We start from the raw sequence: 25,111 nt of genomic DNA, 5'->3' as shown, positions 1-25,111 counted from the left end.
CCCGCCAGCGTGTGAACGCCCGTGCAGCGGCGCGCAGCTCATGAATGGCTGGTGTGAGTTCGTCGCAAACGACGCCACCGTCGTCGAGTCAGAGCTTGCTGAAGCTGGCGGTGTTGAGGTCACGTCGTCCATTCTCGGGCGCACGCAAGTAGAGCGCCTGCGGATTGTCGCGCAGATCGAGGTACTGCTGGAGCTTGCGGGCACCGAGTTCGAGTTGGTCACCGGTGTCGTCGAGGCCCTGTTGTGCGCGGGTACGTTCTACCTGGATCTTGCGCAGCCGTGCACGGATCTTTTCGGGCGCGAGCTCACCGTCCGAGGCAAGATCGATCAGTCGCTCCTCTTGCTGGGGCGAGCTTGTCGAGCTTCTTCCGGTAGGCGACACACAGGTCACGGACACGAGCATGCGCATCTGCCATCGCGACATCGATGGCCTCGCGGATGTAGCCCAGGAACTTCGGAGGTAGGCCGAGCTTGGCGTAGTGGTCGAGGACCTACCACTCGACATCGAGCACCGGCAGGTGTGGGAGGTCGCATTCACCGCGTTGGCGGGCCAGGCACATGTAGTGGGCATAGTTGCCGCCGTTGCCTTTCGCCTCGGTGTAGACCAGTCGCGAGGCGCGGCCGTTGGCTCGGCAGCGTTCGCAGTACAGCAGGCCCTTGAGATAGTGGTAGAGGACGCGGTCACGTTGCCCGCGGGCGGAGCGGTCCTCGATGACCTTCTGGACGCGCTCGAACAGGTCGGCGGACGCCGCACCAGGCCTGGAGCTACGAACGCCTGACATTCTTCGAACGCACTGGTGAGCCGAATGCGGTTAAACAGATCGACCTCACGGAATCGAAGTCCGCGGAATTGTAGACCCACGACCAGTACGGCGGGATGTTCAGCGGAATTGCATGGAATTGGTGACGTCGCCAGCGTCAACGACTACTTGAGCGCATTAACTCATGGGAAATTCTTAAATCATCATGAATTTGATACTATTGAATCAATAATGGTCGGCAATTTACATGTATTATTGAAATCCCCTGCACTGGTTCACGAGTTCGTGGAGGCGTGCCAACACGCCGTGGGCTTGCCCTACAGCTGGGCGGCTGGACTTGCGGGTAGAGTGCGGCATCAAGTCTCGGGAGCGCGTCGCGGAGTCCTCCCGCACATGCGCTCGGAGGACACCATGGGCAACAAGCTACGGGCGGCTACCAGTCGCAAGACCGTAGTCACGTCGGGGGTCGCCCGATGATCGATGGCTTCACGGACTACCAGGCCAAGTACTACGCCCACGAGCTCCAGCGCAGCTACGCTAGCGACCACGTTGGCAAGCTCGCCGGCCTCCTGTTTGACGCGCAGGTCGAGCCGAAGCCGCACCAGATCGACGCCGCGCTGTTCGCCCTCCAGACACCGTTCCTCAAGGGCGTCATCCTGGCCGACGAGGTTGGTCTCGGTAAGACCATCGAAGCTGGCATCGTCATCAGCCAGTACTGGGCGGAGCGCAAGCGCAACATCCTGATCGTCGCACCATCGAGTCTGCGGCAGCAGTGGCAGCAGGAACTGTACGAGAAGTTCCTTATTCCGTCCTCGCTACTCGACGCCAAGACCAAGGAGCGCCTCCTGAACGCGGGAAGCAATCCCGAGGTCCTGATCTGCTCCTACGAGTTCGCCCAACGACACGAGGCTTCGTTGATTCGTGCGTGGGACTTGGTTGTCGCTGACGAAGCCCACCGTCTGCGCAGCTTCTGGAATGGTCGAGCCAAGGTTGCCGGCGCTGTCGCAAACATCGTTGAAAGTGCCCGTAAGACCGTTCTGCTGACCGCAACGCCGCTGCAGAACAAGCTCGAAGAGCTCTACGGTCTCGTTTCAGTCTTCGACCCCGAGTATTTTCACTCGCTGGACGCATTCCGCGAGCGCTACATCAAGAATCGCGAGACGGCTGCATTCGATGATCTCGGCGATCGTGTTGCGCAGATCAGCAAGCGCACGCTTCGCAGCGACGCGGACAAGTACATCCGCTTCACCGAGCGGCTGCCGATCACTGTCGGCTTCGAACCTTCAGCCGACGAGCAGCGCCTCTACGAACTTGTCAACCACTACCTCCAACGCGACGAGCTCTATGCCTTCTCACAGTCCACGCGACACCTGAGTGCACTGATCATCCGGAAGCGCCTCGGGTCATCCACTTACGCCATAGCGAGCACGCTGGAGCGAATCGCCGATCGACTGGAAGCCGAAATCTCCGCTGGCGGGCGACATTCCCCCATGGACAGCGCCCTCATCGATGCCGACCTCACGGACGAAGAGTCTGATGAGTTCGACGACCAACCGGCTCGCCAGGACTCAGGACACAGTTCGCAGGACGACATCGCACTCATGCGCGACGAAGTTTGTGAGCTCAGGGAGTACGCCGCACTCGCACGGTCGATCACCGTGAACGAGAAGGCAGTTCAGCTCAACCACGCCCTCGACCTCGGCTTCGATCGACTTCGAGACCTTGGAGCTCCCGAGAAGGCGATCATCTTCACCGACTCCACGGTCACACAGGAGTACATCGCGCGATCATTGACAGAGGCCGGCCGCGGCGACGGCCTAGTTCTCTTCAACGGGCAGAACGACTCCCCTCGGTCGACCGAGATCTACCAGGAGTGGCTGAAGAAGAACCGGGGCAGCGACGTCATTACAGGTGTACTCGCCGCAGACAGACGTAAAGCACTCGTGGACTACTTCCGTGATGAGGGCACCATTATGATCGCCACCGAGGCAGCCTCGGAAGGCATCAACCTGCAGTTTTGCTCCATGGTCGTCAACTACGACCTGCCGTGGAACCCTCAGCGCGTCGAGCAGCGCATCGGGCGCGCCCACCGCTTCGGCCAAAAACACAACGTGGTCGTCGTGAACTTCTCAAACAAGGGCAACCTCGCCGAGCAGCGCATTCTTGAGTTGCTGGACGAAAAGTTCCACCTGTTCCAGGGTGTGTTCGGGGCGAGTGACGAGGTGCTCGGCACCATCGAAGACGGCCTCGACTTCGAGAAGCGCATCTCCGACATCCTGAACCGGTGCCGGACAGCCGCAGACATCGACTTCGCCTTCAACGAGCTCGAGAGGCAGTTCGAGGGCGAGATCTCCAAGGAGATGGCTACCGCCAAGGCCAAGGTGTTCGACAACCTGGACCCTAACGTCCAGGATCGCCTCAAGTCCTACGACGCCCAGTCAGGTGAGGTACTGAACAAGTTCGAGCGACTGCTCCTCGCCGTAACGAGGTACCAGCTCGCCGACGACGCCACCTTCGAGGGTGACGGGCGAGTGTTCGATCTCCATACCGCGCCTGTGTCTGGCGCGCAGACTGGCCGTTACTACTTTAAGTCGCAGCCGCAAGCGCATTCGCACCAGTACCGCTTCGCCAGCCCACTCGCTGGGTACGTCATGGACGGGTGCAAGAGCGCGGCCACGCCCCCGCGCGAGCTGACGTTCAACATCTCCCGATCCGAGAGGGCTAGTACGGCTATCAAGGCCCTCGCAGGCAAGAGCGGCCAGCTCGTCAGCAAGGTCGTCACCTTCCGCATGAAGGCCGGAGACGAGGACATCTCCGAGTCCTATTCTCTCGCTGGCATCCTCACCGACGACGGCCAGTGGCTTGACCACGAGTACGTCGCCGACCTGATGGACCTGGCGTGCACGAACGTGTCAGACCCCATTGGCATGATCGACGAGTCGCCGTTCACTCCGCACCTCGACGCTCAGCGCGAGAAGTTCGAGAAGGAAGTCCAGGCGCGCAACGCTCGCTACTACGACCAGCAGGAGGAGATCCTGTACCGCAACTCCCTCGACCGCAAGGCCGAGTCCGAGGCGCTTATCCGCCAGTACCGTCAGAAGGAAAAGGAAAGCCGCAAGGCTGCGCGGGTGACCGACGACCCGATGGAACAGCTGCGCCACAAAAAGGAAGCACGCCGGTGGTCGCAAAAGGCCGAGGCGGAGGATGATCGCGCCCGCAGTGACCGGATCAAGCTGCGCGAGGAAACCGACAAATACCTCGACCTGATCGAGCAGTCGCTCCAATGCAAGCAAGAAATAGACGACCTGTTCGCTATCCGCTGGAGAGTGACCACCTAAACGCAATGCTTATCAAAAACGGCAATAAATAGTAAAATTGAAGCAATCGATAATAATGAGGATAAACTGAATGACTGACGAAATCTACGAGATTCCTAGTAAGACGCCCGACCTCCAGACCGAGCTGGCGCAGAAGCTGCAGGAATTGGTACCCGAAGCCATCGCTGACGGCAAGGTCGACGTCGCCAAGCTCGCCGAACTCCTCGCGGACGATGCCGCCGACAGCAACGAACGTTTTGGACTGTTCTGGCCGGGGAAGAAGCGCGCCTTGCGTGCCGCCCAAGAACCCACGACCGCCACACTGCGCCCCGACAAGGCCAACAGCAAGGACTGGGACACCACCAAGAACGTCTTCATCGAGGGCGACAACCTGGAAGTACTCAAGATTCTGCAGAAGCACTATCACGGCAAGATCAAGATGATCTACATTGATCCGCCATACAACACAGGCAAAGACTTTGTGTACCCGGATAACTACAAGGAGGGTCTGGAGACCTACCTCGAATGGACTAAGCAGGTCAACGAGGAAGGCAAGAAGGTCTCGACCAACAGTGAGTCTGAGGGTCGCTACCACTCCAATTGGCTCAATATGATGTACCCGCGACTCAAGCTCGCGCGGAACCTGCTTACCGATGACGGCGTCGTCTTCATCTCGATTGACGACAACGAGATCGACAACCTGACCAAGCTTGGGAAGGAAGTGTTCGGAGAAGTTAACCACCTGAACACGTTTGTCTGGGTCAGCAACCTTAAGGGACGTCAGATCTCCGCGAGCGGTGCGGCGGGGACAAAGGAGTATATCGTTGCGTTTGCGCGTCAGGCAGATCAGGCAGGTGAATTCCGGGCGTCAGCGAACGAACTCAAGAAAGTCATGCCCTCAATCTACAAGGGCTTCAAATATGAGGCCAAGCAAGATGAGTACGGCCCATATGTAACGAAGAACGAGCTGTACAACACCAACTCGGCATTCAATGAGGTGACCCGACCGAATCTTGTGTTCGATATCTATTACAGGCCGGATGACGGGGCAATCCGAACCGAGCCCGTGTCCGACAATCACCTACACGTCGGCTTCGATAAGATTTCGCCTAAGAAGAATAACAACGGCGTGAACAAGTATCACGCATATCGATGGAGCGTCCAGAAGATCGCAGCCGAGTCGCATAATCTCGAGTTCGTCCAGGCGGCTAATGGTTGGAAGATCTTCACAAAAGTACGCGACGTCGACTCGACAGCAGTCAAAGATTTGGTCATGGACATCACGACGAGTGCGGGAAGCGCCGACATTTCGGCCCTTGGCCTCAACGCGAACTGGTTCGATTACCCGAAACCGTTGGCGTTGATCAAATATCTCATCCGATTTGGTGCCAGCTCTGACTCAATCGTGCTCGACTTCTTCGCAGGATCAGGCACCACTGCCCAGGCAGTCCTTGAATTGAACGCAGAGGACGGCGGCAACCGCAGGTTTGTCCAGGTCCAGCTACCGGAGCCGCTCGATCCGACAGGTGAAGCCGCAAAGGCCGGCCAGAAGACAATCGCTGACATCTCCCGCACGCGTATAGCGAAAGTGTTGAACCGCCTCGAAGACCAGGTGCGCGGGAAACAGTTTGACCTCGGGTTTCGCAGTTTCACGCTTGTAGACACCAACTTCACTAAGTGGCGCTTAGCAAGTGACGTTGAGCCCGATAAGCTCGAGCAGCGCCTCCTAGCGCTGCGTGACAGCGCTGACGACGATGCAACCCCGGATGCGTTGCTTACTGAGCTCCTCCTGAAGCAGGGCTACTCGCTTACCGAAGAGTCGTCTGAACTGGACGTGGCTGGCCTGTCTTTGGCATCGGTCGGTGGCGGCCTACTGCTGGCCTACTTGGATGAGCACACCAAGCCGAAGCTCGATCAACTGCGCAAAGTCATCGACCAGGAGCCTGCCCGCTTCGTGATCCTCGAAGACGCCTTCCAGGGCGATGACGAGCTGAAGACCAACCTTGCCCAGCTCTGCAAGAGCAAGGGCGTGGAGCTCTGGACTGCCTGATGGAATTCAAGTTTGACGCCAAGCAGCAGTACCAGCTGGACGCGATCGGGTCGTTGGTGCAACTTTTCGATGGTCAACCGAAGGATGCCGACGAGCTCGTCACCAAGCTGCGCGGAAGCGCTGCGGTCGAGGGTGCGACCAACCAGTCAGCGCTGAACCTCGACCTGACACAGGAGATCGGGGCAGTCGGCAACAACCTCGTGCTCGACCACACGACAATCCTGCAAAACCTGCAAGCTGTGCAGGACAAGAACGGGCTGGAAGTTTTACCAGGACTGGCCGGAAATACCCTTGACTTCGACATCGAGATGGAGACCGGAACAGGTAAGACCTACGTCTACCTCCGGACGATCTTTGAGCTGGCGAAGGAATACAACTTCACCAAGTTCGTCATCTTGGTTCCGAGCGTGCCAATCAAGGAGGGCGTCGCCACCAGCATCAAGCTGATGCATCAGCACTTCCGCGAGCTCTACCCAGCTCAGCCCTTTGACTGGTTTGTTTATGACGGCAGTACCCCAGAGGACGTTCAACCGTTTGCAACGTCGACGAGCCTTCAGATCATGATCATGACGATCGGCTCGATCCGCACGAAGAACCGTGGAGATTCACGCCTCAATATTCACAAAACACGCGACAGGCTCAATGGTCTGCAACCGATCGACTATCTGCGGGCAACTCATCCGATCGTGATCATGGACGAGCCCCAGAACATGGAGTCGGATCCCTCTCTCGCATCCATTGCTGAGATGGAACCGCTTGCATACCTGAGGTTTTCGGCCACGCACCGCAAACAGCGCAACGTCGTCTATCGACTCGATCCGGTCGACGCCCACGACCACGGGCTAGTCAAGCAGATCGTCGTCGCCGAAGTTGCTCAACAGGGCACCGACGCCGCTCCCTACATCAAGGTGATCGAAGTCAAGCGCGACCCGTGGGTCGCGAAGCTTGAGCTAGCTGTCCGCGCCGCTGACGGTTCGACGCCTCGTCGGATCGTCAATGTCAAGCAGGATCAGGAGCTATCCAAGCTGACCAACAACCCTGCCTACGAAGGTTGGTGGATCACCGAACTGTCCATCGAGCCCCAGTATGTGGAACTTAACAAGTACGGCCTGCTGCAGCAGGGCGAGGAGATCGGTGGCAACTCCGACTCGATCTACCGGGAGATGATTCGCGAAACCATCAGGGAACACCTTCGCAAGCAGACGATGTTGGCCAGCAAGAACATCAAGGTACTGAGCCTGTTCTTCATCGACAAGGTCGAGAACTTCCTCGGTGACGGTGTCAACAATATCGATGCCAATGGTCAGTTTGTCCAGTGGTTCGACGAGTTGTTCCGCGAGGAGCGCGCCAAGTCGGCCCAGTGGCAAGAACTGTTCCCGCAAGATCCGGCAGACCTGCGTCGCGGCTACTTCTCCGTACTCAAGGGCAAGAAGGGGACGGCCGACAAGTTCCAGGATACCTCCGGGGCTACCAAAGCCGATGACGATGCCTACGACCTGATCATGCGCGATAAAGCACGGCTGCTCGACGAGGCCGAACCCGTCCGTTTCATCTTCAGCCACTCCGCACTGCGCGAGGGCTGGGACAACCCGAACGTCTTCCAAATCTGCACCCTGCGCGAGATGGGTGCCGAAGTCGAACGCCGGCAGACCATCGGTCGCGGTTTGCGTCTACCAGTTGATCAGACGGGTGAGCGTGTTGCTGACCGCAGTATTGCTCAGCTCACGGTCGTCGCCAACGAGTCTTACCAGGCGTTCGCCAAGAAGCTGCAGACCGAGTACGAGAAGTCCGGCGTTGAGATCGGCCGTGTTCGCCTGCAGGAGTTCTCCAAGATCCCGCTGTTTGAAGAACACATCGAGCCCGACGGCCCGGAGTACTTCGGCTACGAACGATCCAAGACGCTTTACGAGGCGTTGGAGTCTTCGGGGATGATCAAGGACGGCAAGATCACCGCCGCCTACCAGCCGACACACCTCGGCTTCGATCTCAAGCAGCACGTCCCGGACTTCTACTGGCCCTACGAAGACGTCATCATCGAATACATCGGACGCTCCAGTATTGAGCGCTACGTCAAGCCGCAGTCCAAGCGCAAAGCACGCAAGCTCAACAAGGAGCTGTTCGCCAACCCCGAGTTCGAGGAGTTCTGGCGCACCATCTCGCGACGCACGACTTACCGTGTCGCCGTCGACCGCGATTGCCTGATCGAAGCAACGGTCAAGGCGATCAAGGAAGCGCCGCCGATTCAGCCGCTTCGTATTCAGGTCACGCGAGCCGGCGTGAAGATCGTCCGCGGCGGCACCAAGGCCACCGAGACCGGGCAGCGGTCAGCGTCGCTTCAGGGTGCCTACGACCTGCCTGACATCATCACTGAACTGCAGGAAGCCACCTCGCTGACTCGCAAGACGATCATTGACATCCTGCTCGACAGTGGACGGCTGCCCGAGTTCATCGGCAACCCCAACGACTTCATCCAGATGGTCAAGGGCCGCCTGCAGTCCGTGCTCGCCGAGATCGTCACCGAGGGCATCCAGTACGAGAAGATCGGCGGCTACGTCTACGAGCTGCGCGAACTCCAGAAGGATGGGCAGGAAGAGAAGGACCGCTTCCTCGACCAGATCTACAAGCTGCAGAATCCGGAGAAGTCGGACTTCGACTACGTCGTCTATGACTCCGAACCGGAACGCCAATTCGCCGAGCTGCTCGACGGTCGCGAAGACGTCAAGCTGTTCATGAAACTGCCGCCCAAGTTCAAGATCGACACTCCAGTCGGCCCCTACAACCCGGATTGGGCGATCATCAAGCACGAGGCCGGCCAGGACCGGATCTACATGATCCGCGAGACTAAGAGCACCGACGACGAGGTCAAGCGCCGCCCGACCGAGAACGCCAAGATCAAGGCAGCCACCAAGCACTTCGCCGCCATCGGCGTCGGCGACTACGCGGTCTCCGTACCGGGAGCGTGGAGGGTATGAGCGGCAAGACAACACCGGGTGCGCGTTGGGTACGCGCGGCACTACAGGTGAACCCGTACGAGTACCAAGGTAAGAACGCGCCGTCGGCGTCGTATGGGACGGAAGCCGACTACAACACGGCACTCCTCGATGAGTGCGAGTCTCAGGGGATCGAGCTGTTCGCGGTCACCGACCATTGGAAGGTCGACTCGGCTTTACAGCTCATTCAGGACGCAGCGGCCCGGGGCATTGTTGGACTTCCCGGCTTCGAAGCGAACTCCGCCGAGGGCGTCCACATTCTTGTGATCTTTGAGTGCGGGACTACAGCTGCGACAGTCAACGCCGCGATCGGAATGTGTGGCGCCGCTCCGGGCTGCGCAAACGGAACGACCGGTGCATCGTTCGCAGAGATTCTAGAGAAGATGACGGCACAGGGCGCGCTTGTGATTCCTGCTCACGTCAACGTGCCGAACAGTGGACTGTTGACCGGCCGGGCTGGACAGCCGCTTGTCACCAAGATCAAGCATCCCGACCTTCACGCACTCGGCATCACACCCAGTCAGTCTGATGGAACGGATCAGGCCGCGATCCTCAATGGCACGAGGCCCTACGACAGAGCACACCCGCTCGCAGCGATCTATGCCGATGATGTGACGAAGCCTTCCGCTCTCCAAAGTCAGGGCGCAAGCTGCTGGTTCAAGGTGAGTCGCCTCTCTGTCGACAGTCTCAAGCTCGCAATTAGGACTCCCGAGACTCGAGTTTCGCTTGAAGACCCGGCAACCGAATCACGCCCCACGCTGAAGGAGATCTCATGGGTCGGCGGCTTCCTCGACGGCGTAACGATTCCACTCTCGAGTGATCTCACTACGTTCATCGGAGGACGAGGAACCGGCAAGTCGACTGCTATCGAGAGTCTTAGATTTGTGCTGGGCCTCACACCGATTGGCGTGGAGGCAAAGCGAGACCATGACGGCATCGTCAGCGGCGTGCTCAAGTCAGGCACAGTTGTGAAATTGCTTGTCGAAACCACCTCGCCCGCGGTGCGTACGTTCACTATCGAGCGCTCTGTCAACAACCTTCCGGTTGTGAAAGACGAAAGTGGCACCGCCACCAATCTTCAGCCGATGGACGTGATTGCCAACGTCGAGATTTTCGGGCAGCACGAGCTCGCTGAGCTGACGAACGACAGCTCGAAGGTCGCGAGCATGTTGCAGCGCTTCCAAGGTGGCGGCGACCTCAGTTCTGAACACATTGACACCCTGGAGAAGCTTAAGGAGAACCGCGAGAAGCTTGCTCGCGCAGAGGAAGGGCGCGCTCAGCTGGAGGACGAGCTTGCGGACATCCCTCGGCTTGAGGAGCAGGTGCGGCACTACACCGACACGGACGTACCGACGCGACTGAAAGAGGTCACACGGCTCACACAGGATGATGCCGTGTTCACCGAGGCAAACGAGCGCGTGACCGCAGCGCAGGATTCACTGACTGCTCTTACAGACCCACAGCTGATCACTAAGCTCGAGGCCGGGTTCGAGAACATCGACGATTCGCCACGAGTTGACTACCTCAAGCGCGCACAGGCCGCCTCGACGGCGCTTGCTTCCAAGCTCGCCACGCTTGCTACCGAAGCCCGTCAGGCGATCGAGGTGGCAGCCTCCGAGATCGAAGCGGCAAAGTGCGAATGGACGAACGCCGTTCGTGAGCAGCGGGACGAGCATGACGAGGTGCTTCGCAAACTCGTCGAGGAGGGTCTGGAACCGAATAAGTACCTCGATACAACGAAGGCGCTCGAGACGCTAAAAGCCAAGGAGTCTCGACGCAGCGGTATCGCCACGAGCCTTCTGGCGCTGCAGAACGAGCGAACGACCCTATTGCAGGCACTCGCTGGTCACGAGAACGACAGGGCGCGGGAGCTCGCTCAGGCGGTTCGCGCCGCGAACGCTGCCACCGGTGGCGTCGTAATCGTGAAGCCAGTCCCAGCCTCTGACCGGAAGCACATCAAGCTGCTGATCGAGCAATCCATCTCCGGTCAGCGAAACCGCATCATGGCCGCCATCGATCACGAGGACTTCTCGACGCGGGCTTTTGTGGAGGCAGCACGGAAGGGAGAAGACGAGCTGAGCGCGCAGTTCTCGGTCAGCGGCGCTCAAGCACGCTCGTTGCTCGAAGCGGGTGAGCACCTGTTTCGTCAGCTTGAAGAGTTGTCGGTCGGACTGGCGGTGGAAGTCCAACTGGACGTCCAAGCTGGGAGCGGTACGCGTGAATTCAAAAAGATGGACGACTTGTCGAAGGGTCAGCGCGCTACAGCCCTACTCCTCCTTCTTCTCGGCGCATCGAATGCTCCGCTCGTGATCGATCAGCCGGAGGACGACCTCGACAACCGCTTCGTCTATGACGGTGTCGTCGCGAACCTCCGAAGCCTGAAGGGCAAGCGTCAGATCGTTGCAAGCACCCATAATGCGAATGTGCCTGTGTTGGGTGACGCAGAGCTGATCGTTGCACTCGAAGGCGATGGCACAAACGGGAGGGCCGCATCAGATGGAATCGGTTCACTGGACGACGTCTCGATTCGGTCTCATGTCGAGAATGTGCTCGAAGGGGGGCCAGCTGCCTTTAACGCTAGACAACACCTCTATGGATTCTAAGTCATCATTGGTGAATGTTCAGGTGTGCCATCGTCCGTCATGCCGAGTGAGTGCTCTGCGACAATCAGCCGCACATTCGCATGCCCCATGCCAACTTCCACCGCAATCGCTTCTGGCTTCAAGCCTTCCGTCCACAGCTCACGAACCCGAACCTCCTGTTCGGCCGTCACCTTGCGCCGCTTCGGCGGAATGCCGGCCTTTCGCAGGATCATGCGAATCGAGTAGTCGCTGACGCCATATCGCTCGGCAAGTTGAGCAAGGCTCGTACCTCCGGCGACATACGCAGCGACGATAGCCTTCCGGTCGGTGTCATCGATTCTGCCAACGAGTCGGCGTCCCGTGGGTCGGGCCGGGAACTCAACCGGTTCGCGTTCCCGTAAGGCAAGGCATCGTTCAAGGAGGGACGGCGCCTCCCGCATGCCTGAGTACCGTCCCAGTGCGTGCACCAGATCTGTCAGCGCTGATCATTCTCAGCGGTCCTCCGAGACCTCGCCTGGCCTGGTGAATCCCTGCCGAACGTCGCAGTGTGTCAGTAACCTACCGACCATGCCGACACAGCTCGATCCGCGCCCGAACGGTGTCCTCTCGTCCGTGACGGAGACCGACTGGGATGCGATCGCGGCGTGGACCGACGACAAGTACATGTCGTTCGACGTCCGGCCGTCGGGCCGTTCGACGTCGCCCTGCTCGTCGATGTTCTCGATCGACGTCGGTGAGATCACCATGACGCACTTCCGGTACGGCACCGAGGTGGCACTGCGGGACTTCGACGCCGAAGCGGGCAACGTGCTGGTCCTGACCACGCTGCGCGGACGGACGCGGCACCAGGTGGGGCGCGCCGAGGGGACCGAACTCGGGGCCGGGCAGACGTTCGTCGCGGACTGCAGCCGCACCGACTTCCGGCTCGCCGCCGACGACGACCATCTGCAGCTCAATCTCACGGTGCCGCACCGACTGCTCGCCGATCTCTCGCTGCAGTGGTGGGGCCACGTCCCCGACGACGCCCTGTGGTCCCGCGGCGCCGTGATCGGCGGATCGGGGAGCCCGTGGTGGAATCTGCTCGGGTATGCGACGAGTACGGCGGCCATCTCGCCCGAGGCAGTCGCCTCGGGCAGAATCGGGCTCCATCTGCAGGAGCTCATCGCCGCGCAACTCCTGCACGATTGGGCGCTGCGAGCCGCCGTCGACCTCGAACGTCGGCCCGCCGTGGCGGCACCGGGCTATGTCCGCACCGCGGCGCACTTCATCGACGCCCACGCCCGCGACCTGCCGACGGTGGCCGAGATCGCGGCCGCGGCGGGCGTGAGCGTGCGGTCGCTGAGCGGTGGATTCGCTCGTTATCTGGGAACGTCGGTGCGCTCCTATCTCGTCGAGCAGCGCCTCCAAGGCGTCTACCGCGAACTGCGCTCCGGCGCCGAGTCGGTGACGGCGACCGCCCACGCCTGGGGTTATGTGAACCTCGGCGTCTTCGCGGCCTCCTATCGACGCAGGTTCGGCGAGAATCCCTCCGAGACGCTCGCTCGCGCGCGGTCGTGACCCGCCGCCGGTAGGGACGAGTCTCCGCTACGAGAAGCTCGCCGCTCGGAGACGGTGCCTGCCGTTCGCAGACGTACCCGGCCGTGAACACCGGCCAGGATCACTGGTGTCATCAACTGCTGCACAGGAGATCCCGATGCCCGACCTCACTCGCCTCGACGACATTCTGAACCGAGCCGCCTCCGCCGACGACGCCCAGCGCGTGCCCGGCGTCGTCGCGACCGTCACCCGCAGCGGCGGCGACGCCTACCTCGGCACCGCGGGCGTCCGGTCGGTGGACGACGGTCGGCCGATGACCGCCGACACGGTATTCGCGATCTTCTCGTGCACCAAGGCGCTCACGTCCACCGCCGTGCTGCAATGCGTGGAGGAGGCGCTGGTCGACCTCGACGCCCCGGTTGCGGACTATGTACCGGACATCAGCCGGCTGCAGGTGCTGGCGGGCTTCGCCCCGGACGGCTCACCGCGACTGCGGGCACCGTCGACGCAGATCACCACCCGGATGCTGCTGCTCCACACGGCGGGCCTGTCGTACTCCTTCTTCTCACCGGAGTACGCCCGCCTGCTCGAGTCGACGGGACAGCCGGACATTCTCACCGCATCCCGCGAATGCCTCACCTCGCCACTGCTCTTCGACCCCGGGACTCGGTGGGGATACGGAACCAACATCGACTGGGCCGGGCTGGTGGTGGAAGCCGTTCGGGGACAACGGCTGTCGCAGGTGATGCGGGAGCGGATCTTCGAGCCCCTCGGCATGGACGATTCGGCCTTCGTCATGAGCCGGTCGATGGCGGATCGTCGCGCGGAGGTCCACCAGCGCGTCGACGACGGGTCATTGGTCGCCACCGGCCTGGTGCTTCCGCAGGACCCGGAGGTCGACATGGGCGGACAGGGGGTGTACGCCACGATCCCGGACTACACCCGCTTCCTGCGGATGTGGTTGCGGGACGGCGAGGGCGAGCGCGGTCGGGTGCTCGCGCCCGAGACCGTGCGGGCGGCATCCCGGAACGGGCTGGGCGAGCTGAAGATCGGAAAGCTCGTCGGGTCGGCGCCGGCCCTGACTCACGACGCGGAGTTCTTCCCCGGGCAGTCCAAGTCGTGGGCCTACTCGTTCATGGTCAACGACGAGCCCGCACCGACGGGCCGGTCGGCAGGCTCGCTCGCGTGGGCCGGACTGGCCAACCTCTACTACTGGATCGACAGGGAGGCGGACGTCGCCGGGATGTGGGGCTCGCAAGTGCTGCCGTTCGCCGATCCCGCGTCGGTCGCCGCCTTCCTGGACTTCGAGACCGCGGTGTACCGCTCGATCCGCTGAGGCGCGGTCACCGTCCCTCGCCGCGGCGGCGGAGACGCAACCGGTCCCATTCGGCGATGCGCTCGCGGACGGAGGCTTCGAAACCGTTGGCCGTCGGCCGGTACAGCGGTTCGTGCTCCAGGCCTTCGGGGAAGTAGTCGGCCCCGGAGAATCCGTCCTCGGTGTCCGGGTCGTAGCGGTAGCCGGCACCGTAGCCGAGCTCGCGCATCAATCCGGTGGGCGCATTCAGAATGTGCTTCGGCGGCATGAGCGACCCGGTGCGCCGGGCGAGGGCCCGGGCCGCCCCGAACCCCCGGTAGACGGCGACCGACTTCGGCGCGGTGGCCAAGTACACCACCGCCTGTGCGATGGCGAGCTCACCTTCGGGTGAGCCGAGCCGCTCGTATGTGTCCCACGCGGCCAGCGCCTGCGCGAGCGCCCGGGGATCGGCCATGCCCACGTCCTCGGCGGCGAAGCGCACGATGCGCCGGGCGATGTAGAGCGGATCCTCTCCGCCGTCGAGCATCCGGGCCAGCCAGTACAAGGCGGCATCGGCGTCGGAGCCGCGCATCGACTTGTGCAGGGCCGAGATCAGGTTGTAGTGCCCTTCCTGCGACTTGTCGTACAGGGGAGCCCGCTGCTGCACCAGCCGGACCAACTCGTCGACGCCGATCGGCGTGCTGATGTGGCCGAGTTGCTCGACGAGGTTGAGCAGATAGCGTCCGTCGCCGTCGGCCATCGCGACCAGCGCCTGCCGGGCCTCGCCGTCGAGGGGCAGCTCCCGTCCCGTCAGAGTCTCGGCTCGTTCGACCAACTCGACGAGCGCGGCCTCCTCGAGTCGTTTGAGAACGAAGACTCGGCAGCGGGAGAGCAGGGCGGCGTTGAGCTCGAAGCTGGGGTTCTCGGTGGTCGCGCCCACCAGGACGACGGTGCCGTCTTCGACGTAGGGAAGGAAGGAGTCCTGCTGCGCGCGGTTGAACCGATGCACCTCGTCGACGAACAGCAGGGTGCCGCGGCCGAGCTCGCGGCGCTTCTCCGCCGCGCGGAACACCTTCCGCAGATCGGCGACTCCCGCGAATGTCGCCGACAGCGGTTCGAAGACGAGGTCGGTCTGTTCGGCGAGAAGCCGCGCGATCGTCGTCTTGCCGCAGCCCGGGGGACCCCACAGGATCATCGACGCCAGCCGCTTCTCGGCGACCATCTGGCCGATCGCTCCGTCCGGGCCGAGGAGGTGGTCCTGCCCGACCACCTCCGTGATCGACCGAGGCCGCATTCGGTCGGCGAGCGGACGGCCGGTGTCGTCGGGCTCGAAGAGTGACGGCTGTTGCACGCTGTGCTCCTCGTCGCGCGGATGCTGCCCCGATTGTAGGTGCGCCCTCCGACATCCGGCCGTCTGCGCCGGTGGCCGTCAGCTCGTCACACGGTCGGCCGTGGTTTGGGATTCGAGGTAGCGCTCCCGGGAGTCGTCGAGCTCGTCGATCCAGCGGGTGTGGTGAACGGCGGCCATCGTTCCCGTCATCACCGACGGGTACACCTGATCCCGGTAGGTGAGGATGTTCCGCTTCTTGTCGGCCTTCCATTCGAGGAAGATCCGCACCACCTCGTCGAGGTCGAACATCGGGTAGTCCGTCTGCTCGATCAGATCGCGGATGTAGTCGGCCTGGAAACGCACAGCGGCGGCGTCGTCCTCGACGCCGCGGTAACGATCGGCCCACTGACGCATGTGCGCGGCACGCTCATCGGCGGACGGGAGCTGGGCTCGACCGAGGATGAGGTCCCGGACATACCAGGCCTGCGCGTCGAACATGTTGAACGTGAACCACTGATCCTGCGCGCCGAGGTAGTGCAGGTGCGGGTTCGCCTGCCACGTCACGCCCCGGTAGAGACCGCCGGGGTAGAGGTTGTTGGGCGAACGCAGATGCAGATGCTCCGGGAGGAACGGGTAGTGGTGCAGGTACCCGGTGCAGAGGATGATCGCGTCGAACTCTCCGGATGAGCCGTCGATGAAGGTGGCGACACCGCCGTCGATCCGGTCGATCTGCGGTCTCTCGTCGACACCGTCGGGCCACGCGAATCCCTGCGGCCGCGACCGGTAGCTCATCGTCACGTGCCGGGCCCCCATCTTGTGAGATTGGATGCCGATGTCCTCGGCGGAGTACGACCCCCCGACGAGCAGCAGGCGCTGACCGGCGAATCGCTCGGCGCCGCGGAACTCGTGCGCGTGGATCACCTCGCCGGGAAAGGTTTCGATTCCCGCGATGTCGGGGACATTGGGAAATGAGAAATGACCCGTCGAGACGATGACTTCGTCGAAGACCTCGGTGGAGGTCACATGCTCGCGCAGATCGTCGACGGTGACGGTGAACTGTTCGGTCTCATCGTCGAATTCCACCCGACGCACCACGTGAGCGAATCGGACGAGTTCTTTCACACCCGACTGGACGGCACGGCCGTTGATGTAATCCCAGAGGACTTCGCGAGGAGGATAAGAGGAGATCGGACGGTTGAAATGCTCGTCGAATGTGTACTCGGCGAACTCGAGCGCCTCTTTGGGGCCGTTGGACCAAAGATTCCGGTACATGCTCGAATGCACGGGTTCGCCGTACCCGTCGGTTCCGGTGCGCCAGGTGAAGTTCCACTGTCCACCCCAGTCGTCCTGCTTCTCGTAACAGACCACTTCGGGGATCTCGGAGCCGGACTTCTCCGCCGATCTGAAAGCGCGCAGGGCTGCCATTCCACTGGGCCCCGCGCCGATGATCGCAACTCTTTTCACACTATTCAACATTTTACCTTTCACGCCAGACTGGACTGAGGGATGTCGTTGGAATCCGCCGGTCCCGGGCCGTGTACCGGCCCATCTGTGGTCAAACGATCGATGGTCGTCCCAAGGGTCACGATGGTGAATTGTCCGACCGATGTCAAACTCGTCGGGAGTGATTTCAGCGGCGTGATAGAATTGCATGTTTCGCATTCTTCAGAGCGAATCGGTCGCCGGCTCGGTGGCTCGTGGCACCGGCTGCCCGCTACGGTCGGTCCATGACCGCCCCGCATTCCCGCGCTCTCAACCGAAACACCGTGCTGTGCGTCTCGCTGGCGGCGCGGCCGTCCGACATCGGGACCCGCTTCCACAACTATCTCTACAACCGGTTGGGCCTGAACTTCGTCTACAAGGCCTTCGCGCCGACCGACATCGCCTCGGCGGTGGCCGGGATCCGTGGCCTCCCGATCCGCGGTGCCGGGGTGTCGATGCCGTACAAGGAGGCGGTGATCGACCTGATCGACGTGATGGAGGAGTCGGCCGCGGCCATCGACTCGGTGAACACGATCGTGAACGACGACGGCGTGCTCCACGCGTACAACACCGACTATCAGGCGGTCGCCGACCTGCTGGCCGCCTCGCGCTTCGATCGCACCGCGCCGGTGGCCGTCGCCGGAAGCGGCGGAATGGCGAAGGCGGTGGTCGCGGCGCTGCGTGCGACCGGCTTCACCGATGTGACCGTGGTCGCGCGCAACCGGGCCGCCGGTGCCGTGCTCGCCGCGCGATACGGCTACCGGCATGCGGTCAACGCAGCGGGACTCGCCCCCGCGACTCTCGTCAACGCGACGCCGATCGGCATGGCCGGGGGACCGGACGCCGACGCGCTGCCGTTCGACGAGGCTCTCGTCGACGCGGCGACCGGTTGTCTCGACGTGGTGGCGATGCCGCCCGACACGCCGATGGTGCGGGCGATGCGGGCCCGCGGACTCGAGACGATCAGCGGAGACGCGGTGATCGCCGGACAGGCCGCGGCGCAGTTCGCGCTCTACACCGGAGTGACGCCGACGCCGGAACAGATCCGGGAGGCGTCCGAGTACTCACGTGCCGGCGATGCGACACTGACCGGGTGACTTCGACTACCGGCGCGCCCTCGGTGAAAGTGATCGCCTTCGACACCTTCGGGACGGTGGCCGACTGGCATACCGGGGTCAGTCGTGTTCTGGCTCAGATCTTTCCGGAGATCGACGCCTCGGCGCTGGCGCGTTCCTGGCGACGAACCTACGCGCCGGCACTGGCCGAGGTGGAACAGGGGAGCCGGGACTGGACGCTGCTCGACGATCTGCATCGCGAATCACTCGACCGGCTGCTGCGCGAAGAGCACGGAATCCGGGCCGGCGCCGATCAGCTGGACGCCGCGGTGCACGCGTGGCACGTCCTCCCGGCGTGGCCGGATTCGCCCGAGGGACTCCGCCGCCTCAAGGAGAGGTACACGATCTGCGCCCTGAGCAACGGCAACGTGGCACTCCTGACCGAGATGGCCAAGTCCGCGGGTCTGCCCTGGGACTTCATCGGCGGCTCGGACCTCTGGCGCCACTACAAACCGTCCGGTGAGGTGTACCTCGGGCTCGCGCGGCTGATGCGGGTGGATCCCGGTGAGGTCCTGATGGTCGCGACGCACGTGACCGATCTCGCCGCGGCGCGTGGATTCGGCCTGCAGACGGCGTATGTGGAGCGGCCCGCGGAATGGGGTCCGGAGCCCAAGCCGGAGGCGCGCTGCCCCGACGATCGCTTCCACGTTCGCGGCATCGACGAACTCGCGACCCTGCTCGGCTGCTGAACCGCGCTACCGCCACTACGCTCGCGTCATGACGCAGATCCGTCCGTTCCTCATGTTCCAGGGGGCCGTCGCCGCCGACGCGATCGACCTGTACCTCTCCGCATTCCCCGGCGGACGCGTGGTCACGTCCACGCCGCACGCCGACCCGGCCCAGGGCATCATGCTCGCCGAACTCGATCTCGCCGGCCTGCGGGTGCTGGTCAGCGACAGCGCCGTCGGCCACGCCTTCGATTTCACCCCGTCGAGTTCGCTGTTCGTCGACGTCGACGATCGCGCCGAGCTCGAGCGTCTCGCCGCACTTCTCGGCGAAGGCGGAGGGGTCTTGATGCCGATCGGCGACTACGGCTTCTCGCAGGCCTTCGCCTGGGTCAACGACCGATTCGGAGTGTCCTGGCAGCTGAACCTGCCCTGAGCACTCCGCCCGGCGGGTGGGGCCTCGGACAGCGCCGATTCCCGGCACCGAGGTCCGATTGTCGTGAACCGCACCTGGGACAATAAGATAGGTTCCCGTGACTCCCACCGAACTCGCTGCTCTGCTTCGCGCTGCGACGCAGAAGGTCTTCCACGCTCATGACCTCGATACGTCGTTGATTCCGGAGACCGTGGTCGTGGAGCGTCCGCGCAGCCCGGAGCACGGCGATTACGCCACCAACATCGCCCTGCAACTGGGCAAGCGAGCGGGAGCCAATCCGCGCGAACTGGCGACGTGGCTGGCCGACGAGTTCGCGACCGACCCCGGCATCGACTCCGCGGAGGTCGCCGGACCCGGATTCGTCAATCTGCGCTTGGCCGCGGCCGCACAGAATCAGACGGTCGCCGCCGTCCTCGCACAGCGGGATGCGTACGGCCGCGGTGACGAGCTCTCGGCGCTGAACGTGAACCTGGAGTTCGTGTCCGCCAATCCCACCGGCCCCATCCACCTCGGCGGCACACGCTGGGCCGCGGTGGGCGACGCACTCGGGCGCGTGCTCACCGCACGCGGCGCGAAGGTGACGCGCGAGTACTACTTCAACGACCACGGCGAGCAGATCAACCGGTTCGCGAACTCGCTGCTGGCCGCGGCCAAGGGTGAGCCGACCCCCGACGACGGGTACGCCGGCGAGTACATCGACGAGATCGCCGCGACCGTCGTCGAGAAGTCGCCCGGAGTCCTCGAGCTGCCGGTCGCGGAGGCGCGGGAGGTCTTCCGTGCCGAGGGCGTGGAGCTCATGTTCGCGCACATCAAGCGGACGCTGCACGAGTTCGGCACCGATTTCGACGTCTACACGCACGAGAACTCGATGTTCGATCGAGGCCTCGTCGCGCAGGCGATCGACGAGCTCAAGGCCAACGGGAACCTGTACGAGGCCGAAGGCGCCTGGTGGCTGCGGTCGACGAATTACGGCGACGACAAGGACCGCGTCGTCATCAAGAGCGACGGGAACGCCGCCTACATCGCGGGCGATATCGCCTACCTCAAGGACAAGCACGACCGCGGCGCCAATCACCTCATCTACATGCTCGGCGCCGATCATCACGGCTACGTGGTTCGGCTGAAGGCCGCGGCCGCCGCGCTGGGATACGACCCCGAAGCCGTCGAGGTCCTCATCGGGCAGATGGTGAATCTGGTGAGGGACGGACAGCCGGTCCGGATGTCCAAGCGCGCGGGAACCGTCATCACGCTCGACGACCTCGTCGAGGCGGTCGGAGTCGACGCCGCCCGCTACGCGCTCATCCGCTCGTCGATCGACGTCAACATCGACATCGACCTCGATCTGCTGCGCAAGCAGTCCTCCGACAACCCGGTCTACTACGTGCAGTACGCGCATGCCCGGCTGTCGGCGCTGGCCCGTCACGCGGCCGAGCTCGGGTTGTCGGCGAGCACCGCGCGTCTGGAGCTTCTCGACGACGAGTCCGAGGGCGATCTGATCCGCACCATCGGCGACTTCTCCGAGGTGGTCGCCACCGCCGCCGCACTGCGCGAACCGCATCGGGTCTCCCGCTACCTGGAGTCGCTGGCCGGTGCCTATCACCGGTTCTACGCGCGCTGCCGCGTCCTCCCGCAGGGCGACGAGGAGGCGGGCGATGTGCACGCCGCCCGGCTCGCGCTTTGCGAAGCCACCCGCCAAGTCCTCGCCAACGGCCTCGAGCTGGTCGGCGTCAGCGCTCCGGAGAGAATGTGATGGCACACCCCGCCGGCCCCCGCCACGCCGAGATCCTCGCCGCTCCGCATCTCGCGGAGCGCCCCAACCGCCCCGAAGAGCTCTCCCGTATCCCGGAGAACGTCTACCCGCGTGGGACCGTCCGCGACGAGGACGGCGTCGTGACGATCGGCGGAGTCCGGGTCGACCGGCTCGCCGAGCAGTACGGCACCCCGCTGTTCGTGTACGACGAAGCGGACTTCCGGTCGCGCTGCGCCGACATGCAGCGGGCGTTCGGGCCGTACGGCCGCGTGCACTACGCGTCGAAGGCCTTTCTCTCCTCGCAGGTCGCGAAGTGGATCGAGTCCGAGGGCCTCTCGCTCGACGTCTGCTCCGGAGGCGAACTGGCGGTGGCGCTGCACGCGGGATTCCCCGCCGAGCGCATCGCACTGCACGGCAACAACAAGGCCGAGGACGAACTGGCGGCGGCACTCGACGCGGGTGTCGGGGACATCGTCCTGGACTCGATGATCGAGATCGAGCGTCTGGACCGTCTCGCCGGTGAACGGGGAGTGGTCGCCGACGTGCTGGTCCGGGTGACTCCGGGCGTCGAGGCGCACACTCACGAGTTCATCTCGACGGCGCACGAGGACCAGAAGTTCGGTTTCGCACTCGCCGGCGGTGTGGCGCTCGACGCGGTTCGCGCGGTCTTCGCCGCCGACAACCTGCGTCTGGTGGGGCTGCACAGCCACATCGGCTCGCAGATCTTCGAGATCGACGGATTCGAGCTCGCCGCACGCCGGGTGATCGGCCTGCTCGCCGACATCGTCGCCGAGTTCGGGGTCGAGAAGACCTCGCAGCTCAAGGTGCTCGACCTCGGCGGCGGTCTCGGCATCTCATACCTGGAGAGCGACGACCCGCCGCCGGTCAGTGTGCTGGCCGAGGCCCTGGCGGAGATCGTCCGCCGCGAGTCGGCCGCGCTGAACCTGCCGATGCCGACCATCGCGGTCGAACCCGGTCGCGGGATCGCGGGGCCGGCGGGCGTGACGCTGTACCGGGTGGGAACCGTCAAGGACGTCGCACTCGACGGGAACACCGTGCGCCGGTACGTCTCGGTCGACGGCGGCATGAGCGACAACATCCGCACGGTGCTCTACGACGCCGAGTACGACGTCCGGCTCGCCTCGCGGGTCTCGGACGCGAAGGCCGTCGTCTGCCGGGTGGTGGGCAAGCACTGTGAGAGCGGCGATATCGTTATCCGCGACTGCTGGCTGCCGGACGACCTGGTCCCGGGCGATCTGCTCGTGGTGGGCGCCACCGGCGCCTACTGCTATTCCATGTCGAGCCGCTACAACATGGTGCCGCGTGCGGCGGTCGCGACAGTCAATGACGGCCGGTCCCGGCTCATGCTGAGGCGGGAGACGGTGGAGGACTTCTTGAGCCTGGAGGTGGACCCGGAATGAGCGAATCATCCCGTCCGATCGGCGTGGCCGTGTTGGGCATGGGCAATGTCGGCACCGAGGTCGTTCGGATTCTGACCCAGAACGCCGCCGACCTGCGGGCTCGGATCGGCGCGCCGCTCGTGCTCCGGGGCGTCGCGGTGCGCGATGCCTCCCGAGCGCGCGAGGGCGTCGATCCGGCGTTGCTGACCGACGATCCGCACAGCCTCGTCGCCCGCGACGACGTCGACATGGTGGTCGAGCTGATCGGCGGCATCGAGCCGGCCCGCGCGCTCATCAAGACCGCCCTGGAGTCGGGCAAGTCCGTCGTCACCGCCAACAAGGCGCTGATCGCCGCGCACTCGGGCGAACTGGCCAAGGCGGCCGAGGACAACCGGGTCGACCTGTACTTCGAAGCGGCGGTCGCGGGCGCGATCCCGGTGATCCGCCCGCTGACCCAGTCGCTCGCGGGCGACTCGGTGAATCGGGTGGCCGGAATCGTCAACGGCACCACCAACTACATCCTCTCGGAGATGGACGAGACCGGCGCGGGCTACGGCAAGGTACTCGCCGAGGCCGGCCGGCTGGGCTACGCCGAGGCCGATCCCACCGCGGACGTCGAAGGATACGACGCGGCTTCGAAGGCCGCGATTCTCGCCTCGATCGCCTTCCATTCCCGGGTCACCGCGTCGGACGTCTACCGCGAGGGGATCACCAAGATCACCTCGAAGGATCTCGAGGCGGCGAAGAAGTTCGACTGCACGGTGAAGCTCCTGGCCATCTGCGAGCGCATCCAGACCGCCGACGGGGAGAAGATCTCCGCCCGCGTCTACCCGGCGCTGGTTCCGTTGGAGCACCCGCTCGCCACCGTCAACGGCGCGTTCAACGCCGTCGCCGTGGAGGCGGAGAATGCCGGCCGCCTGATGTTCTACGGTCAGGGCGCCGGCGGCGCACCCACCGCATCGGCGGTGCTCGGTGATCTGGTGATGGCCGCCCGGAACCGGGTGTACCACGGGCGCGGTCCGCTGGAATCCACGTATGCCTCGCTGCCGATCGCGTCGATCGACGAGGTCCCGACGCGCTACTACGTCTCGATGAAGGTCGCCGACAAGCCCGGAGTCCTTCAGCAGGTGGCGGGCGAGTTCGCGGCGCGCGACGTCAGCATTGCCGCGGTACGCCAGGAGGGCGCGGGCACCGACGCCCGGCTGATCGTCGTCACACATCGCGCCTCCGACCGCGCACAGTCGGAAACCGTTGCCGCACTTGAACAGATGGACTCCGTAATCAAGGTGTCCAGCGTGCTCCGTCTGGAGGGAACCAATGACTAACGCCGAGTACCAGCCCGTCCACCGCGGATGGCCGGGCCTGATCGAGGCCTACCGCGACCGCATGCCGGTGCGCGACGACTGGAAGATCGTCACCCTCCTGGAGGGCGCGACGCCGTTGGTGGCGGCTCCGGTGCTCTCGGAGATCACCGGCTGCGAGGTCTACCTCAAGGTGGAGGGGCTCAACCCCACCGGGTCGTTCAAGGACCGCGGTATGACGATGGCCGTCACCAATGCCGTCAACAACGGCAAGAAGGCGGTCCTCTGCGCCTCGACCGGCAACACGTCGGCGTCGGCTGCGGCGTATGCGACGCGCGCGGGAATCACCTGTGCGGTGCTGATCCCCGAGGGCAAGATCGCGATGGGCAAGCTCGCTCAGGCCGTCATGCACGGCGCGAAGGTGATCCAGGTGCAGGGCAACTTCGACGACTGTCTGGAGCTCGCGCGCAAGGTGACCGCCGACTACCCGGAGATCGAGCTGGTCAACTCGGTGAACCCGGCCCGCATCGAGGGCCAGAAGACGGCGTCGTTCGAGATCGTCGACGTCCTCGGCAAGGCCCCCGACGTGCACGCACTCCCGGTCGGTAACGCGGGAAACATCACCGCGTACTGGAAGGGTTACCGCGAGTACCACTCCGACGGGATCATCGACTCCCTGCCGCGCATGCTCGGCGTCCAGGCCGCCGGTGCCGCGCCGCTGGTCAACGGAGCCCCGGTGAGCGACCCGGAGACCATCGCGACCGCGATCCGCATCGGCTCGCCGGCCAGCTGGAACCAGGCCGTCGCCGCCAAGGACGAGTCGGGCGGCATGTTCCGGGCGGCCACCGACGAGAAGATCCTCGAGGCGTACAAGCTGGTCGCCGGACGCGAAGGCGTCTTCGTGGAGCCGGCCTCGGCCGCCAGCGTCGCCGGCCTGCTCGCGAGCCGCGAGGAGGGCTGGGTGAAGCCGGGGGAGACCGTGGTGTGCACCGTGACCGGCAACGGTTTGAAGGACCCGGACACGGCGCTGCTCGGCATGCCGAAGGTGGATGCGATCCAGGTCGATCCCGTCGCCGTGGCGACTGCGCTGGGTGTGAACTGA

Annotated in this window: 18 protein-coding genes; 13 read left to right on the top strand and 5 right to left on the bottom strand. The window is 63.7% G+C overall.

Annotated features, from left to right (window positions below; genetic code table 11):
- Window positions 1-88: 88 nt before the first annotated feature.
- Together ACE11G_RS11810 and ACE11G_RS11805 are read right to left on the bottom strand one after the other, a co-directional pair.
- Window positions 89-409, bottom strand: a complete 321-nt coding sequence (locus ACE11G_RS11810; protein WP_375002270.1) for a hypothetical protein — start codon at window positions 407-409, stop codon at window positions 89-91.
- Between the two features lie 82 nt (window positions 410-491).
- A complete protein-coding gene (locus ACE11G_RS11805; protein WP_375002268.1) occupies window positions 492-782 on the bottom strand; it encodes a hypothetical protein in 291 nt (96 codons plus the stop codon).
- A 452-nt stretch (window positions 783-1,234) separates the two neighbouring features.
- Between ACE11G_RS11805 and ACE11G_RS11800 the strand changes: the two genes are divergently transcribed.
- The 4 genes from ACE11G_RS11800 (at window position 1,235) to ACE11G_RS11785 (ending at window position 11,721) form a co-directional block, all read left to right on the top strand.
- Window positions 1,235-4,099 carry an SNF2-related protein gene (locus tag ACE11G_RS11800; protein ID WP_375002266.1) on the top strand — a complete coding sequence of 955 codons (2,865 nt, stop codon included), beginning with the start codon at window positions 1,235-1,237 and terminating at the stop codon, window positions 4,097-4,099.
- Window positions 4,100-4,169: 70 nt separating this feature from the next.
- Complete coding sequence (locus tag ACE11G_RS11795) at window positions 4,170-6,128, top strand: site-specific DNA-methyltransferase (protein WP_375002264.1); 1,959 nt, start codon at window positions 4,170-4,172, stop codon at window positions 6,126-6,128.
- On the top strand, window positions 6,128-9,100 hold the full coding sequence (locus ACE11G_RS11790) for a DEAD/DEAH box helicase family protein (protein WP_375002261.1): 2,973 nt from the start codon (window positions 6,128-6,130) through the stop codon (window positions 9,098-9,100). Before ACE11G_RS11795 ends, ACE11G_RS11790 begins: the two co-directional genes overlap by 1 nt.
- Window positions 9,097-11,721 carry a TrlF family AAA-like ATPase gene (locus ACE11G_RS11785; protein WP_375002259.1) on the top strand — a complete coding sequence of 875 codons (2,625 nt, stop codon included), beginning with the start codon at window positions 9,097-9,099 and terminating at the stop codon, window positions 11,719-11,721. Before ACE11G_RS11790 ends, ACE11G_RS11785 begins: the two co-directional genes overlap by 4 nt.
- Here the strand turns inward: ACE11G_RS11785 and ACE11G_RS11780 are convergent.
- Window positions 11,718-11,933: a hypothetical protein gene (locus tag ACE11G_RS11780; RefSeq protein WP_375002257.1), complete on the bottom strand. Its 216-nt coding sequence runs from the start codon at window positions 11,931-11,933 to the stop codon at window positions 11,718-11,720. The two genes, ACE11G_RS11785 and ACE11G_RS11780, sit on opposite strands and share 4 nt — an antisense overlap.
- Window positions 11,934-12,267: 334 nt before the next feature.
- Here ACE11G_RS11780 and ACE11G_RS11775 point away from each other — a divergent pair, with 334 nt between their 5' ends.
- Both ACE11G_RS11775 and ACE11G_RS11770 read left to right on the top strand, forming a co-directional pair.
- Complete coding sequence (locus ACE11G_RS11775) at window positions 12,268-13,257, top strand: AraC family transcriptional regulator (RefSeq protein ID WP_375002256.1); 990 nt, start codon at window positions 12,268-12,270, stop codon at window positions 13,255-13,257.
- 136 nt (window positions 13,258-13,393) lie between these two features.
- A complete protein-coding gene (locus ACE11G_RS11770) occupies window positions 13,394-14,572 on the top strand; it encodes a serine hydrolase domain-containing protein (protein ID WP_375004145.1) in 1,179 nt (392 codons plus the stop codon).
- A gap of 7 nt (window positions 14,573-14,579) precedes the next feature.
- Here ACE11G_RS11770 and ACE11G_RS11765 read toward each other — a convergent pair whose 3' ends face one another.
- Entirely contained in the window at window positions 14,580-15,881 is a 1,302-nt protein-coding gene (locus tag ACE11G_RS11765) for a replication-associated recombination protein A (protein ID WP_346075743.1), read from the bottom strand.
- Window positions 15,882-15,959: 78 nt separating this feature from the next.
- Entirely contained in the window at window positions 15,960-17,336 is a 1,377-nt protein-coding gene (locus ACE11G_RS11760) for an NAD(P)-binding domain-containing protein (protein ID WP_375002254.1), read from the bottom strand.
- A gap of 251 nt (window positions 17,337-17,587) precedes the next feature.
- Between ACE11G_RS11760 and ACE11G_RS11755 the strand changes: the two genes are divergently transcribed.
- The 7 genes from ACE11G_RS11755 (at window position 17,588) to thrC (ending at window position 25,111) form a co-directional block, all read left to right on the top strand.
- Complete coding sequence (locus tag ACE11G_RS11755; RefSeq protein ID WP_006896421.1) at window positions 17,588-18,439, top strand: shikimate 5-dehydrogenase; 852 nt, start codon at window positions 17,588-17,590, stop codon at window positions 18,437-18,439.
- Window positions 18,436-19,146 (top strand): haloacid dehalogenase type II, encoded by a 711-nt coding sequence (locus tag ACE11G_RS11750; protein ID WP_231875733.1) that lies wholly within the window; start codon window positions 18,436-18,438, stop codon window positions 19,144-19,146. Before ACE11G_RS11755 ends, ACE11G_RS11750 begins: the two co-directional genes overlap by 4 nt.
- 28 nt (window positions 19,147-19,174) lie before the next feature.
- Window positions 19,175-19,558, top strand: a complete 384-nt coding sequence (locus ACE11G_RS11745) for a VOC family protein (protein WP_006896419.1) — start codon at window positions 19,175-19,177, stop codon at window positions 19,556-19,558.
- Window positions 19,559-19,655: 97 nt separating this feature from the next.
- Window positions 19,656-21,308 carry an arginine--tRNA ligase gene (gene argS / locus ACE11G_RS11740; protein ID WP_375002252.1) on the top strand — a complete coding sequence of 551 codons (1,653 nt, stop codon included), beginning with the start codon at window positions 19,656-19,658 and terminating at the stop codon, window positions 21,306-21,308.
- Entirely contained in the window at window positions 21,305-22,729 is a 1,425-nt protein-coding gene (gene lysA, locus ACE11G_RS11735; RefSeq protein WP_174302286.1) for a diaminopimelate decarboxylase, read from the top strand. Before argS ends, lysA begins: the two co-directional genes overlap by 4 nt.
- Window positions 22,726-24,033 carry a homoserine dehydrogenase gene (locus ACE11G_RS11730; RefSeq protein ID WP_006896416.1) on the top strand — a complete coding sequence of 436 codons (1,308 nt, stop codon included), beginning with the start codon at window positions 22,726-22,728 and terminating at the stop codon, window positions 24,031-24,033. The genes lysA and ACE11G_RS11730 overlap by 4 nt, the downstream gene beginning before the upstream one ends.
- A complete protein-coding gene (thrC, locus tag ACE11G_RS11725) occupies window positions 24,026-25,111 on the top strand; it encodes a threonine synthase (RefSeq protein WP_006896415.1) in 1,086 nt (361 codons plus the stop codon). Before ACE11G_RS11730 ends, thrC begins: the two co-directional genes overlap by 8 nt.

Source organism: Gordonia sp. PS3, assembly GCF_041950545.1.
In the GTDB taxonomy this organism is placed as follows: domain Bacteria; phylum Actinomycetota; class Actinomycetes; order Mycobacteriales; family Mycobacteriaceae; genus Gordonia; species Gordonia sihwensis.
The sequence above is the reverse complement of the archived record's forward strand: the minus strand, read 5'-3'. Positions and strand labels throughout refer to the sequence as shown.